Origin of the sequence: Paracoccus aminovorans, from assembly GCF_900005615.1 — a bacterium.
GTDB classification, from domain to species: domain Bacteria; phylum Pseudomonadota; class Alphaproteobacteria; order Rhodobacterales; family Rhodobacteraceae; genus Paracoccus; species Paracoccus aminovorans.
In genome coordinates this window covers 918,372-930,087 of the sequence record NZ_LN832559.1, presented here as the reverse complement: position 1 = coordinate 930,087, position 11,716 = coordinate 918,372, and the positions used below count along the sequence as shown (strand labels likewise).

Sequence of the window (11,716 nt, the reverse complement as noted above, 5' to 3'; positions counted from 1 at the left end):
GCCTCCGTGTCGAATCTTACGGTTTTCGGTGCTTGGCACGAGGGGGCATCTGTTGCTAGGCTCTGGCCCCAGTGCAACCAGAGATCAGGCCAGGCTGCCGCCCATGCGCGCCGAAACCGCAATGAACCGACCGCGTGCAGCCGCCAGCGCGCTGCGTCCGGGCCTCTGGGGGCGCGGCTGATGCGGCACAGCCTTCCCCATGCCCCGCAGTTCTATGTCACGGCGCCGCAGCCCTGCCCCTATCTGCACGGCCGGGCCGAGCGCAAGCTGTTCACCGCCCTGGCCGGCGATTCGGCCAACGAGTTGAACAACGCGCTGTCGCGGCAGGGTTTCCGCCGCTCGCAGAACGTGCTGTATCGGCCCAGCTGCGAAAGCTGCGTCGCCTGCATGTCGGCCCGGATCCGAGTCTCGGAATTCCAGCCCTCGCGCACGCAGCGCCGGGTGGCGCGCAAGAACGCGCATCTGCGCCGGCTGGCCACCAGCGCCTGGGCGACCGAGGAGCAATACGAGCTGTTCCGCGCCTATCTGGACGAACGCCACGCCGACGGCGGCATGGCCGACATGGACATCTTCGAATTCGCCGCGATGATCGAGGAAACCCCGGTCCGCACCCGCGTCATCGAATATCGCGCGCATGAGGGCGGGGGCCAGATGCCGCCGCCGCCCGGCGCGGACCGGCTGGTCGCGGTCTGCCTGACCGATGTGCTGGATGACGGGTTGAGCCTGGTCTACAGCTTCTACGATCCCGCGCACGAGGATCACAGCCTGGGCACCCATATCATCCTGGACCATATCGAACTGGCGCGCAGCGCCGGCTTGCCCTTCGTCTATCTGGGCTATTGGGTGCCGGGCAGCCGCAAGATGGATTACAAGGCGCGGTTTTCGGCGCTGGAGATCTACAAGGGCGGGGTCTGGCAGCCGATCGGCGACCCCGAGCAGCACAGTTCGGACATCCATCCGCTGTCCATCGACCCAATCGTCGAGCAAGTGGCGCGCATCACCCTGCCGCAAAATCCAAAATGATTGCTGAAAATCGGCCATTCCGGTAATTATATTTCAAGATCTGCCGGTGCCCGGTCATTTTCTTGGATAATCGGCATTGACCCTGCCGCGCCGCGCCCATAGTTTCCTGCGGCGCAGCATGGCCGGGTCGGCCCGGCCCCGTCTGCGCATGGCTTACAGATGGAGAATGGGCATGTCCCGACAAATGACCGGTGCAAGGATGGTTATCGAAGCTCTGCGCGATCAGGGCGTCGACACCGTATTCGGCTATCCGGGCGGGGCGGTGCTACCCATCTATGACGAGATCTTCCAGCAGAACGACATCAAGCACATCCTGGTCCGCCACGAGCAGGGCGCGGTGCATATGGCCGAGGGCTATGCCCGCTCGACCGGCAAGCCGGGGGTGGTGCTGGTCACCTCGGGACCCGGGGCGACCAATGCGGTCACCGGCCTGACCGACGCCCTGATGGATTCGATCCCGGTGGTGGTGCTGACCGGCCAGGTCCCGACATTCCTGATCGGCACCGACGGCTTCCAGGAGGCCGACACCATCGGCATCACCCGCCCCTGCACCAAGCACAACTGGCTGGTGAAGGAGACCGACCAGCTGGCGGCGACCATTCACAAGGCGTTCCATATCGCGACCTCGGGCCGTCCGGGGCCGGTGCTGATCGACATCCCCAAGGACGTGCAATTCGCCACCGGCGAATATGTCGGCCCGAAGCAGATCGAGACCCCCAGCTACCAGCCAGCGAAGAAGGGCGACCTGGCCACGATCACCCGGCTGGTCGAGCTGATGGAAACGGCCGAGCGGCCGATCCTCTATACCGGCGGCGGCGTCATCAACTCGGGCACCGGCGCCAGCCAGCTGCTGCGCGAACTGGCCGAGGCCACGGGCTTCCCGGTGACCTCGACGCTGATGGGCCTGGGCGCCTATCCGGCCTCGGGCGGGAAATGGATCGGCATGCTGGGCATGCACGGGCTCTACGAGGCCAACATGGCCATGCACGACTGCGACCTGATGATCGCGGTCGGCGCCCGCTTCGACGACCGCATCACCGGCCGGGTGGCGGATTTCAGCCCCGGCTCGGTCAAGGCGCAGATCGACATCGACCCCAGCTCGATCAACAAGGTGATCCATGTCGACCTGCCCATCGTCGGCGATGTCGGCCATGTGCTGGAGGACATGCTGAAGATCTGGAAGGCCCGCGGCCGCAAGACCAACGCGGCCGGCCTGCAGGCCTGGTGGGCGCAGATCGAGCAGTGGAAGGCCCGCGACTGCCTTGGCTATCGCAACTCGGACAAGGTCATCAAACCGCAATACGCCCTGCAGCGGCTGCAGGCGCTGACCGCGGCCCAGAAGCCCTATATCACCACCGAGGTCGGGCAGCACCAGATGTGGGCGGCGCAATTCCTGCATTTCGACGACCCGAATCACTGGATGACCTCGGGCGGGCTGGGCACGATGGGCTACGGCCTGCCGGCCTCGATCGGGGCGCAGGTCGCGCATCCCGAATCGCTGGTGATCAACGTCGCCGGCGAGGCGTCCTGGCTGATGAACATGCAGGAAATGGGCACCGCGGTGCAGTTCCGCGCCCCGGTCAAGCAGTTCATCCTGAACAACGAACGCCTGGGCATGGTCCGGCAGTGGCAGCAGCTGCTGCATGGCGAACGCTACAGCCAGAGCTGGTCGGAAAGCCTGCCCGATTTCGTGAAGCTGGCCGAGGCCTTCGGCTGCCGCGGGCGCACGGTTTCGGACCCGGTCGAGCTGGACGCGGCGATCCAGGAGATGATCGACTACGACGGCCCCTTCATCCTGGACGTGCTGGTCGAGAAGCACGAGAACTGCTTCCCGATGATCCCCTCGGGCAAGCCGCATAACGAGATGCTGCTGGGCGAGGCCGCGACCGAAGGCGCCATCACCGGCGCCGGCGGCGCCCTGGTCTGAGTTTTAGGAAAGCGAGAAGAACATGGCGGCACTGAACATCCAGAAGGGCGCGTCCAGCCATTCGGCCTATGACCTGCGCGACCCGAATGCCGAGATCATCGAATCCCACACCCTGGCCGTGCTGGTGGAGAACGAGCCCGGCGTTCTGGCACGCGTGATCGGGCTGTTTTCCGGACGCGGCTACAACATCGACAGCCTGACCGTGGCCGAGGTCGATCACTTGGGCCACCGCTCGCGCATCACCATCGTGACCCGGGGCACGCCCGCCGTGATCGAACAGATCAAGGCGCAGCTGGGCCGCATCGTGCCGGTGCACGAGGTCCACGACCTGACCGTCGAGGGCCGCAGCGTCGAGCGCGAGCTGGGGCTGTTCAAGGTCTCGGGCAAGGGCGACAAGCGGGTCGAAGCGCTGCGCATCGCGGAAATCTTTCGCGCCAGCGTGGTGGATTCGACCCTGGAAAGCTTCGTCTTCGAGATCACCGGCACATCCGAGAAACTGGACGCCTTCGCCGATCTGATGCGGCCCCTGGGCCTGTCCGACCAGGCCCGCACCGGGGTCGCCGCGCTGGCGCGCGGCGCCTGATTCGGTTCAGCGGGCGGCCGCGAGCTTCAGCGGCCGCTCTTGCGTCTCGCAATCGTGATTCGAGATCACCCGCAGCACCGGACGGGCCGGCGCGGGCTTTTCGCCCATGCCGCGCAGCAGGCCGGGCAATTCCGAGCGCCGGTTGCCGGAGACAAGGCTGACGCAGCGCGCATGGCGCAGTTCCTTCATGCTTTCGATCTCAAGCTCGACCAGATCGCCAGCCTCGGGCCAATCTCCTGGAAAAGCTAGATTTTCCCGCCCTTGCAGATAGGCCAGGGCGCCATGGTCCTCGCACCAGATCACCGCCTTTTCCTTGGCAGAACTGCTCCACAGAATGACCCCGATCATGAAAGCTCCTAAACACCAATCCGTCCGCCGACCGGGACGTTGCACAACCCAGGACGGAAACTATCGGCAGTTTCTCGCCTATAAAAGCAAATTTTTTCCGGCACCCCGAGGTCGTTTCCGCGCGCCTGGGCAAAACGACCAGTCATTGGGCAAATATGTCTGCCAAAAGCCCGAAAAGAACCGGCAAGATTGGTTAACCCACTGTTTTGGACAATCACGTTCCAGTGATGCAGGAATACCACAATCGCAGAATTTATCGGGTCCGTCCGGCGCGATAGTCCGACACCGCGCGGGCCACCTGCGCCATGCGGGCGGCGTTCGAGGGATGGGTGCCCAGAATCTTGTCACCCGGATCGGGGATTCGGGCAAAGAACTGCGCACCGTGCTGCGGGTTGAATCCGGCGTTCAGGGCGATGACCGCGCCCAGGTAGTCGGCCTCGAGCTCCCAATCCTTGGAATAGTAGCGGGCGCCGAACTGGGCGCCGAAGTCCTGCGCCGACTTGATGGCCTCGGAATTGCCGCCATAGGCGCTGGCCAGCCCGCCCAGGATCACGGCGCCGACCGAGGCGGCGCTGGTCTTGCGGTTGATATGGCCAAGGATGTGGTGGCTGGCCTCATGCCCGACGACGAAGGCCAGTTCGTCGGCGTTGCGCGCCTCGCCGATCAGCGCCAGCGTGAAGCCGATCACCGGCCGCCCGGTCGCATCCACGGTCTGGAAGGCGTTCGGCTCCAACCCCGGCCGGTCGTCGACGACGAACTGGAAATCGCAGTTGATCGGCTGCTTGCGGCGCGCGACGCATTCGCGTTCCACCGCCGGCTCCATCCGGTTGATCACCGAGATGAAGGCCCGGGCCGAGGCTTGCGCGCCCGCCGGCGTGTCGGGCGCGGTGGCCAGATCCGGCAGCGGCCGCGTGCCCCCGGGTTGCGGGACCGGGGCCGCGACGCAGCCCGCCAGGACCAGCAGGATCGCCGCCGCCGCTTGCCAGGTTCTGCCCATCTGCCGCCTCATACCCGCTTTTTTCATTCGCGCCACTTTAGCCGCGCCGCCGCCGCGCCGCCAAGCCCCGCTCTTGCCCTGCCAGCCTTATCACGCGATTGTTGAGAAAAGCTGAACCGGGAAGGGCCGCATGTTCACCATCGAGCACGATTTCGACGCCACCGTCATCACCCTGATCGACGAACTGCCCGAAGGCGCCGCCGGCTCGCGCCCGCTGAACGAGGACGTGGTGATCCAGAGCTTCGACGACCGCGTGGTGGTCGAGCAGTTCGACCCCGACACCGGCGAGCTGGCGCAGATCGTGCTGACCATCGAGCAGCTTGAGGAATTGCGCGCCGCGCTGAACCTGCCCGAAGGCAACTATCGGCTGGAACGCGGCTGATCCAGGCGGAACAGCTTGTCGCGCGAGGTGGCCCCGCGCACCAGCGCCAGCCGCGATTTCGTCACCCCCAGCGCCTTGGCCAGCAGCTTGACCACGGCGGCATTGGCCTTGCCGTCCTCGGGCACCACGGTGACGAGGACGCGGATGATCTCGCCGTCCAGCACCACCGCATTGCGCGAGGCGCGCGGCGTCACCCGCACGGCGATCTCGGCCCCGGGAAGGGCAAGGTGGCTGAGGTCGGTCATGCGCCCGTTGAAGCGCCGCGCGGCGAAAAAGGCAATCCCGGCTGGCATCCCCCGTCGCCCGTGTCTATCTGATGGGCAACAGCGCGAACCGGAGACGACCGATGCAGCACACCGACCCCGCCACCCTGGCCTTCCTGCGCCATCGCCGTTCGCATCCGCCGAAGCTGCTGTCCGGCCCGCCGCCCGAGCGTCAGGAACTGATGAACCTGCTGGAACTCGGCGCCCGCGTTCCCGACCACGGCAAGCTGGAGCCCTGGCGCTTCCTGGTGCTGGAGCGCGCGACGCTGGACCGGCTGGCGCCGCTGCTGGCCGCACAGGTGCGCGCCGCGGGCGGGGACGAGGCGGCGGCGGAAAAGGCGCGCTCGGCCTTCGATTCCCCGCTGATCGTGGCCGTGGTTTCGGCCCCGGTCGCCAGCCCCAAGGTGCCGGAATGGGAACAGTTCCTCTCGGCCGGCGCGGTCTGCCTGGAACTGCTGAACGCCGCGTTGGCGGCGGGCTATGGCGCGGCCTGGCTGACCGGACCCGCGGCCGAGCCGGAATTCGCCCGCGCGCATCTGGGCCTTGCCGAGGGCGAGCGCGTCGTCGGCCTGATCCATATCGGCCAGCGCGGCGCCGCGCCTCCTGAACGCCCCCGCCCCGACGTCGCGGCCAAGACCCAGTTCCTGTAATGGTGCTGAAGGCGCTGTTCCTCGCCTGGGGCGACCTTCTGCGCCCGCGCATCTTCGGGGTGGTGGCGCTTGGCGTCGGGCTGACGCTGCTGCTCTTCGTCGCGCTGCAGGCGCTGGTTTTCTGGGCGGCCGGCCATTTCGCGCCCGAGAGCCTGACCCTGCCCTGGATCGGCGCCGTGCCGCTGGCCCCTGCCCTGTCCTGGAGCTCGCTCTTGCTGTTTCCGCTGATGAGCATCTTCCTGATGGCGCCGGTCGCGGCGGGCTTCTCGGGGCTGTTCACCGACCGGGTCGCGGATGCGGTGGAAGAGATCCACTATCCCCAAGCCAAGGGCCTGCCGGTCGATTTCTGGGACGGGCTGTGGGAATCGCTGGCGGTGATGGGGGCGGTGATCCTGGTTACGCTGGTCACGCTGCTGCTGACGCCCTTCCTGGGGCCGCTGGCCTCGGTGCTGTTCTATGGCGGCAACGGCTGGCTGCTGGGGCGCGAGTTCTTCCAGATGGCCGCGCGCCGCCACCTGCACGAACCGCAGGCGACCGAACTGCGCCGCAATCTGGCGGTGCAGGCCACGGCGCTAGGGGTGCTGATCGCGCTGCTGCTGACGGTGCCGGTGCTGAACGTGGTGGTGCCGGTGCTTGCGGCGGCGGGTTTCACCCACCTCTATCAGATCAGCGCGTCCAGGCCTCGAGATCGGCGCGGGTGATGACGCCGGCGATGATCACATAGGCGATCGCGGCCCAGATCAGCGCCGCGATCACGGTCGCCCACAGCATCTTCTTCTTCAGCTTCGGTTCATGCGGGGCGCCGGCCGGGGTACCGGGGGTCACCTGCCCGACATCGGCCTGGCTTTGCTGGCCGAAGGGCAGCAGCACGAACAGCACCAGGAACCACAGCACGGAATAAAGGACGATGGCTCCGGTCAGGCTCATCAGACCTGCTCCAACTCGATCAGGCAGCCATTGAAGTCCTTGGGATGCAGGAACAGCACCGGCTTGCCATGGGCGCCGATCTTGGGTTCGCCATTGCCCAGCACGCGGGCGCCCTCGGATTTCAGCTTGTCGCGGGCGGCGAGGATGTCCTCGACCTCGAAGCACATGTGATGGATGCCGCCCGAGGGGTTCTTGTCCAGGAAACCCTGGATCGGGCTGTTCTCGCCCAGGGGGTACAGCAGCTCGATCTTGGTGTTCGGCAATTCGATGAAAATAACGGTGACGCCGTGGTCGGGCTCGTCCTGGGGCGCGCCGACTCTGGCGCCCAGGCTGTTTTCATATTGCGCCGCCGCCGCCTGCAGGTCCGGCACGGCGATGGCGACATGGTTCAGGCGTCCGATCATCTGGTCCTCCGTCGTTTCCCGCCCTTCTAGGCCGGACCGGCGACAGGGGAAAGGAAAACACGCGGGCGTTAACCCCTTCTTAGGACAATCGCGCAATCCTGAACCGGCAAGACGATTCCCGGTAAGGATTTTAGCGATGACGGAACAGGATAGAATCGGTGAGGAAGAATTCCCCACCTGGCGGGTCACCCTGCCCAACCGCCCGCTGACCGGCCTGACGGTGCTGGTGGTCGAGGATTCGCGGATCGCCTCCGAGGCGGTGCGCCTGCTGTGCCTGCGCTCGGGCGCACGCATCCGTCGGGCCGACAGCATCCGCGCGGCCCTGCGGCATCTCCAGACCTACCGTCCGGGTGCGGTCATCATCGACATGGGCCTGCCCGACGGCGACGGCGCCCAGATGATCGCGACCATTGCCCGCGCCATGCCCCGGGTGCCGGTGGTCCTGGGCATCTCGGGCGACCCCGACAACCGCGCGGCGGCCATGCGGGCCGGCGCCGACGGCTTTCTGGTCAAGCCCATCGAAAGCCTGGCGGTGTTCCAGCAGGCGATCCTGTCCGCGCTGCCGGCCGAGGCCCGCCCGCAGGGCCTGCGGCTCTTGCCCGACGATGTGATCGCGGCGGATCCGGCCGCGCTGCGCGACGACCTGACCCAGGTCGCGGATGCGCTGTCCCAGGCCGACGATACCGAGGCCATCGAATATATCGCCCGCTTCCTGGCCGGGGTGGCGCGTTCGGCGCATGACCGCATGCTTGAGGACGCGGCGACGGCGCTCGCGCGCGACCATGCCCACGGCCGGGCGCTGGCCACGGACCTGGCCCGGATCAGCGGGCTGGTGCAGGACCGGCTGGCCGCGGTGCGCGTGTCCTGAGGGGGCCGGCCCGTCTCAAGACCCGGTCAGCGCCGACAGGCTTTGCCGCTGGCGGCCCTGGTCGTCGAAGTTCTGGGGCGAAAGCCAGGCCCGATGCGCCTCGGCCAGTCGCGGCCAGTCGCGGTCGATGATCGCATACCAGGCGGTGTCGCGGTTGCGTCCCTTGGTGAGCATGTGCTGGCGGAAGATGCCTTCGTAGGCAAAGCCGTAGCGCTGCGCCGCCCGGCGCGACGGCGCGTTCAGCGCATCGCATTTCCATTCGACGCGGCGATAGCCCGCCGCGAAGGCCCAGCCGATCATCAGCGAGATGGCTTCGGTCGCGGCAGGGGTCTGCTGCATCGGCGGCGCGATCTCGATATGACCGATCTCGATCACGCCATTGGCGCGGTCGATGCGCATGAAGGACGCCACGCCCCCGACCCTGCCGCCGGCGCGGTCGCGCAGCGCATAGAACACCGGATCGGTGCTGGCCGCCATGCGCGCCTGCCAGTCGCGATAATCGGCCAAAGCGGCGAAGGGGCCATAGCCCAGATAGTCCCAGACCCAGTCCTGCCCCTGGTTCGCCGCGAACAGATCCTCGGCATGGCGCGCCGGGTCCAGCCGCTCAAGATCGACGAAACGGCCCTCGATCCGCGGCAGGTCGGGGGCGGGGGGCGGAGCGAATCCGGTGACGACCGGGCCGGTCGGACGTTCTGACATGCTGCTCTCCCTGAAACCTCAGGCGAGCATCTTCGGATCGCCGCCCAGGTCAAGCCCCGGAAACACCGCGCGTTCCAAGACCCCGGGCTCGATCCCGAACAGCCCGCGCATCGCCCAGGCGGCATAGGCGCGGATGTCGCGCAGGGGCATCAGGTCGCGGTCGGCGTAAAGCTGGCCCTCGCCCAGGCCCGGCCAGTCGCCGTAGGCGCGGCCGCCCTTGATCGCGCCGCCGGCCATGATCAGCGCGCCGCCGGTGCCGTGGTCGGTGCCGCCCGAGCCGTTCTCGCGCACGGTGCGGCCGAATTCGGTCATCGCCAGCACCGTCGTCCGCTGCCAGTTCGCGCCCAGCCCGTCGCGCAACGCCAGGATCGCGGCGGCCAGCCGGTCCAGCCCGCGGCCGATCACCGGCCCCTGATTGGCGTGGCTGTCCCAGCCCGGGATCGAAAAGGCGGCGATGCGGCTTTCCGCGTTCAGCCGGTTGGCGGCAAAGGCGCCCAGCGACTGCGCGTCGCCGGTCGGGCCGGTGGTCTTTTCCATGGCCGGGCTCTCGGCGCCGATGTGCACCGCGTCGCGGGCGGCATCGCGGAACAGCGGGTCGTCGTGATAGACATGCTCCAGCAGCAGCTGCGCCTGCGGCGACAGGCTCAGCGCGGCGCGCGGCGCCCAGCTCATATGCGCGGCCTTGCCTTCCAGGATCTTCATCTGCTCGATCCCGACCGCATAAGCGGTTTCCGAGGTGGCGCCCGGCACCGCCTGCAACAGCCGGTTCAGCCAGCCGCCCAGGCGCCGGTCCACCGGCAGGTCGTTGCCGGTCCCGGCCTCCAGCACGTCCTGGCCGTCGAAATGGCTGCGCTTGTCGCGATAGGGGGTCGAGACGGCATGGGCAAAGGCCAGCTCGCCCTTTTGCCAAAGGGGCAGCAGCGGCCCCAGCCGCGGATGCAGCGCATAAAAGCCGTCGAGGTCCAGCGCCCCCGCCTCCGGCCCCAGCGACAGGTCGCGGCGCAGCTTGCGCAGCATCGGATCGCCATAAGGCTGGATCGCGTCCAGCCCGTCCATGGCGCCGCGCAGGATGATCACCACCAGCCGGTTGTCCGAGGGCAACGCGGCAAAGGTCATGCTGTTCATCAGGGGATGCGCCGCGGCCGAGCAGCCGAGCAGCGCCGCGCTTTTCAGAAACAGCCTGCGGTCCAGGTGCAGCATCGCCTACCTCCGGTTGAAGTCGCCCGAGGCGAGGATCAGCACCACGCCCTCGGCCGCGCTTTCGGCCTTGGGCACCGCCCAGGCGAGTTGTTCGGATTGCGTGCCGCCGAAGGCCGAGACCAGCATCTCGCGCGGGTCGGGCAGTTCCGGCAGCATCAGGCGCGGCATGCGCAGCGCCCAGTTGATGCGCGCGGCCATGGTCTGGGGCGCGATCCAGGCCTCGGCATCCTCGGGCCAGCCGTCCGGGCCTTTCGGCTGGTTCCAGGGCTGGCCCATCAGCGGCAGATGGTTCCAGACCGCGCGGCGAAAGGTCTGGTCGTCCAGCGCCGCGATCTGCTGTCCGGTCACCCCCAGCGCGCGCAGCCCCGTCACCGTCAGGTCGAACGGCTGGCGCACCTTGGCGCGCAGGGTCGAGGCCAGCGCCGGATGCGTCACCAGCACGCGATAGACCTGCGGCAGATCGCCGTCGGTGTCGCGCCAGACATCGGCCATGGCCTGCACCAGGTCCTGCGGCGGGTCGTCCGAGACGAAATGCACCGCCAGCTTGCCCGAGACGTAAAGCGCCGTCTCGGGCCGGCGCGCGAGGTCGCGAAAGGCGGCGCGGATGTCCTCGAGCCCGCCGCGGCGGTTGCCGCCGTAGCTCTTGCCTAGCACCGTCTCGGCGCCCGGCTCGGCGATGACCTGCTTGAAGGAAAACCCCTCGGCATGCGAGAAGCTGAGCCCGGTCAGCAGCTCTGCCAGCTGGCGCACGTCCTTCTGGCTGTAGCTGGCGCCGACGCCCAGCGTATGCAGCTCCATCGCCTCGCGCGCCAGGTTCTCGTTCAGGCCCAGGGTGCGCTCGGGCCGGCGCTTGACGAAGGGCGAGTTCGGACCGCGGCTGGAAATCTGGTCGAGATAGACCAGCATCATCGGATGCGTCTCGGCCGCGAAGAGCATGTCCTCGAAGCGGCCGTTCACATGCGGGCGGATCGCCTCGTCCTGATAGGCCAGCGCCAGGCCGGTATTGACCTTGTTGACGGCGCGGGCGGTGAAATGGTCGCACCAGAATTGCACCAGCCGCTCGCCGAAGCCTGCGGGATCGTCCACGGCGCGGATCACGCGGCGGCGCAGGTCCTCGGCCGGCAGCGCGCCCAGCCGGCGATCGGCCTCGACGGATTCGGACGACTCGGGGCGGCCTTCGCGGCGGGCCTTGACCCCTTCGCGAGAGGCGAGGGCCAGGCGGCTGGCCTCGGCCGTGGTCCAGGCCTCGGGCCCCGGGCCGGCATGGACGGGACCGGCCAGCACCGCCGCGGCATCGGCGGGCGGCGGCATCAGCGGCGACAGGCCGAAGCCCAGCCGGATCGCCGCCAGTTCAGGAAAGCCAAAACTCATGCATGTCTTCCTTGGCGGGGGATCGTCCCCCGCAGCGGTTATGACATGCCCGGCGCGAAAGGTCAGTTCACGCT

At 67.8% G+C, this 11,716-nt stretch carries 15 protein-coding genes; 7 read left to right on the top strand and 8 right to left on the bottom strand.

All coding sequences use genetic code 11. The features are described 5' to 3' along the window. Positions 1-180: 180 nt before the first annotated feature. From JCM7685_RS04735 to ilvN, 3 genes are all read left to right on the top strand, one after another. Entirely contained in the window at positions 181-1,023 is an 843-nt protein-coding gene (locus tag JCM7685_RS04735; protein ID WP_074965751.1) for an arginyltransferase, read from the top strand. Positions 1,024-1,195: 172 nt separating this feature from the next. Then, on the top strand, positions 1,196-2,950 hold the full coding sequence (locus JCM7685_RS04730; protein WP_170848875.1) for an acetolactate synthase 3 large subunit: 1,755 nt from the start codon (positions 1,196-1,198) through the stop codon (positions 2,948-2,950). A 22-nt stretch (positions 2,951-2,972) separates the two neighbouring features. Then, positions 2,973-3,533 carry an acetolactate synthase small subunit gene (gene ilvN, locus JCM7685_RS04725; protein ID WP_074965749.1) on the top strand — a complete coding sequence of 187 codons (561 nt, stop codon included), beginning with the start codon at positions 2,973-2,975 and terminating at the stop codon, positions 3,531-3,533. 6 nt (positions 3,534-3,539) lie between these two features. Here the strand turns inward: ilvN and JCM7685_RS04720 are convergent, their stop codons facing one another. Together JCM7685_RS04720 and JCM7685_RS04715 are read right to left on the bottom strand one after the other, a co-directional pair. Then, entirely contained in the window at positions 3,540-3,881 is a 342-nt protein-coding gene (locus JCM7685_RS04720) for a hypothetical protein (protein WP_074965748.1), read from the bottom strand. 253 nt (positions 3,882-4,134) lie between these two features. After that, entirely contained in the window at positions 4,135-4,878 is a 744-nt protein-coding gene (locus JCM7685_RS04715; RefSeq protein WP_074965984.1) for a M48 family metalloprotease, read from the bottom strand. A 130-nt stretch (positions 4,879-5,008) separates the two neighbouring features. Between JCM7685_RS04715 and JCM7685_RS04710 the strand changes: the two genes are divergently transcribed. Next, positions 5,009-5,260: a hypothetical protein gene (locus JCM7685_RS04710; protein WP_074965747.1), complete on the top strand. Its 252-nt coding sequence runs from the start codon at positions 5,009-5,011 to the stop codon at positions 5,258-5,260. On the opposite strand, the gene JCM7685_RS04705 is transcribed toward JCM7685_RS04710, so the two are convergent. Next, positions 5,239-5,505 (bottom strand): DUF167 domain-containing protein, encoded by a 267-nt coding sequence (locus JCM7685_RS04705; RefSeq protein ID WP_074965983.1) that lies wholly within the window; start codon positions 5,503-5,505, stop codon positions 5,239-5,241. The genes JCM7685_RS04710 and JCM7685_RS04705 overlap by 22 nt on opposite strands. 101 nt (positions 5,506-5,606) lie before the next feature. On the opposite strand from JCM7685_RS04705, the gene JCM7685_RS04700 reads away from it, so the two are divergent. Together JCM7685_RS04700 and JCM7685_RS04695 are read left to right on the top strand one after the other, a co-directional pair. Beyond that, complete coding sequence (locus JCM7685_RS04700) at positions 5,607-6,173, top strand: nitroreductase family protein (RefSeq protein WP_074965746.1); 567 nt, start codon at positions 5,607-5,609, stop codon at positions 6,171-6,173. Then, positions 6,173-6,874 (top strand): EI24 domain-containing protein, encoded by a 702-nt coding sequence (locus JCM7685_RS04695; RefSeq protein WP_074965745.1) that lies wholly within the window; start codon positions 6,173-6,175, stop codon positions 6,872-6,874. Before JCM7685_RS04700 ends, JCM7685_RS04695 begins: the two co-directional genes overlap by 1 nt. Here JCM7685_RS04695 and JCM7685_RS04690 read toward each other — a convergent pair. Then, a complete protein-coding gene (locus JCM7685_RS04690) occupies positions 6,840-7,100 on the bottom strand; it encodes a DUF1467 family protein (protein ID WP_074965744.1) in 261 nt (86 codons plus the stop codon). The genes JCM7685_RS04695 and JCM7685_RS04690 overlap by 35 nt on opposite strands. After that, positions 7,100-7,504 (bottom strand): methylmalonyl-CoA epimerase, encoded by a 405-nt coding sequence (mce, locus tag JCM7685_RS04685; protein WP_074965743.1) that lies wholly within the window; start codon positions 7,502-7,504, stop codon positions 7,100-7,102. Before mce ends, JCM7685_RS04690 begins: the two co-directional genes overlap by 1 nt. Positions 7,505-7,640: 136 nt before the next feature. Here mce and JCM7685_RS04680 point away from each other — a divergent pair, with 136 nt between their 5' ends. Next, entirely contained in the window at positions 7,641-8,372 is a 732-nt protein-coding gene (locus JCM7685_RS04680) for a response regulator (RefSeq protein WP_170848874.1), read from the top strand. Between the two features lie 15 nt (positions 8,373-8,387). On the opposite strand, the gene JCM7685_RS04675 is transcribed toward JCM7685_RS04680, so the two are convergent. The 3 genes from JCM7685_RS04675 to JCM7685_RS04665 are packed head-to-tail and all read right to left on the bottom strand — an operon-like array spanning position 8,388 to position 11,642. Continuing rightward, the gene (locus JCM7685_RS04675; RefSeq protein ID WP_074965742.1) at positions 8,388-9,071 is read right to left on the bottom strand and encodes a GNAT family N-acetyltransferase; all 684 of its coding nucleotides are present in this window, start codon (positions 9,069-9,071) and stop codon (positions 8,388-8,390) included. An 18-nt stretch (positions 9,072-9,089) separates the two neighbouring features. Next, complete coding sequence (locus tag JCM7685_RS04670; protein ID WP_074965741.1) at positions 9,090-10,271, bottom strand: DUF1501 domain-containing protein; 1,182 nt, start codon at positions 10,269-10,271, stop codon at positions 9,090-9,092. A 3-nt stretch (positions 10,272-10,274) separates the two neighbouring features. Continuing rightward, the gene (locus JCM7685_RS04665; protein ID WP_074965740.1) at positions 10,275-11,642 is read right to left on the bottom strand and encodes a DUF1800 domain-containing protein; all 1,368 of its coding nucleotides are present in this window, start codon (positions 11,640-11,642) and stop codon (positions 10,275-10,277) included. Between the last annotated feature and the right edge of the window lie 74 nt (positions 11,643-11,716).

Excerpts from the sequence above, each read along its gene's own strand:
- JCM7685_RS04735 (WP_074965751.1), top strand. The coding sequence starts at position 181 with ATGCGGCACAGCCTTCCCCATGCCCCGCAGTTCTATGTCACGGCGCCG.
- JCM7685_RS04730 (WP_170848875.1), top strand. The coding sequence starts at position 1,196 with ATGTCCCGACAAATGACCGGTGCAAGGATGGTTATCGAAGCTCTGCGC.
- ilvN (WP_074965749.1), top strand. The coding sequence starts at position 2,973 with ATGGCGGCACTGAACATCCAGAAGGGCGCGTCCAGCCATTCGGCCTAT.
- JCM7685_RS04720 (WP_074965748.1), bottom strand. The coding sequence starts at position 3,881 with ATGATCGGGGTCATTCTGTGGAGCAGTTCTGCCAAGGAAAAGGCGGTG.
- JCM7685_RS04715 (WP_074965984.1), bottom strand. The coding sequence starts at position 4,878 with ATGGGCAGAACCTGGCAAGCGGCGGCGGCGATCCTGCTGGTCCTGGCG.
- JCM7685_RS04710 (WP_074965747.1), top strand. The coding sequence starts at position 5,009 with ATGTTCACCATCGAGCACGATTTCGACGCCACCGTCATCACCCTGATC.
- JCM7685_RS04705 (WP_074965983.1), bottom strand. The coding sequence starts at position 5,505 with ATGACCGACCTCAGCCACCTTGCCCTTCCCGGGGCCGAGATCGCCGTG.
- JCM7685_RS04700 (WP_074965746.1), top strand. The coding sequence starts at position 5,607 with ATGCAGCACACCGACCCCGCCACCCTGGCCTTCCTGCGCCATCGCCGT.
- JCM7685_RS04695 (WP_074965745.1), top strand. The coding sequence starts at position 6,173 with ATGGTGCTGAAGGCGCTGTTCCTCGCCTGGGGCGACCTTCTGCGCCCG.
- JCM7685_RS04690 (WP_074965744.1), bottom strand. The coding sequence starts at position 7,100 with ATGAGCCTGACCGGAGCCATCGTCCTTTATTCCGTGCTGTGGTTCCTG.
- mce (WP_074965743.1), bottom strand. The coding sequence starts at position 7,504 with ATGATCGGACGCCTGAACCATGTCGCCATCGCCGTGCCGGACCTGCAG.
- JCM7685_RS04680 (WP_170848874.1), top strand. The coding sequence starts at position 7,641 with ATGACGGAACAGGATAGAATCGGTGAGGAAGAATTCCCCACCTGGCGG.
- JCM7685_RS04675 (WP_074965742.1), bottom strand. The coding sequence starts at position 9,071 with ATGTCAGAACGTCCGACCGGCCCGGTCGTCACCGGATTCGCTCCGCCC.
- JCM7685_RS04670 (WP_074965741.1), bottom strand. The coding sequence starts at position 10,271 with ATGCTGCACCTGGACCGCAGGCTGTTTCTGAAAAGCGCGGCGCTGCTC.
- JCM7685_RS04665 (WP_074965740.1), bottom strand. The coding sequence starts at position 11,642 with ATGAGTTTTGGCTTTCCTGAACTGGCGGCGATCCGGCTGGGCTTCGGC.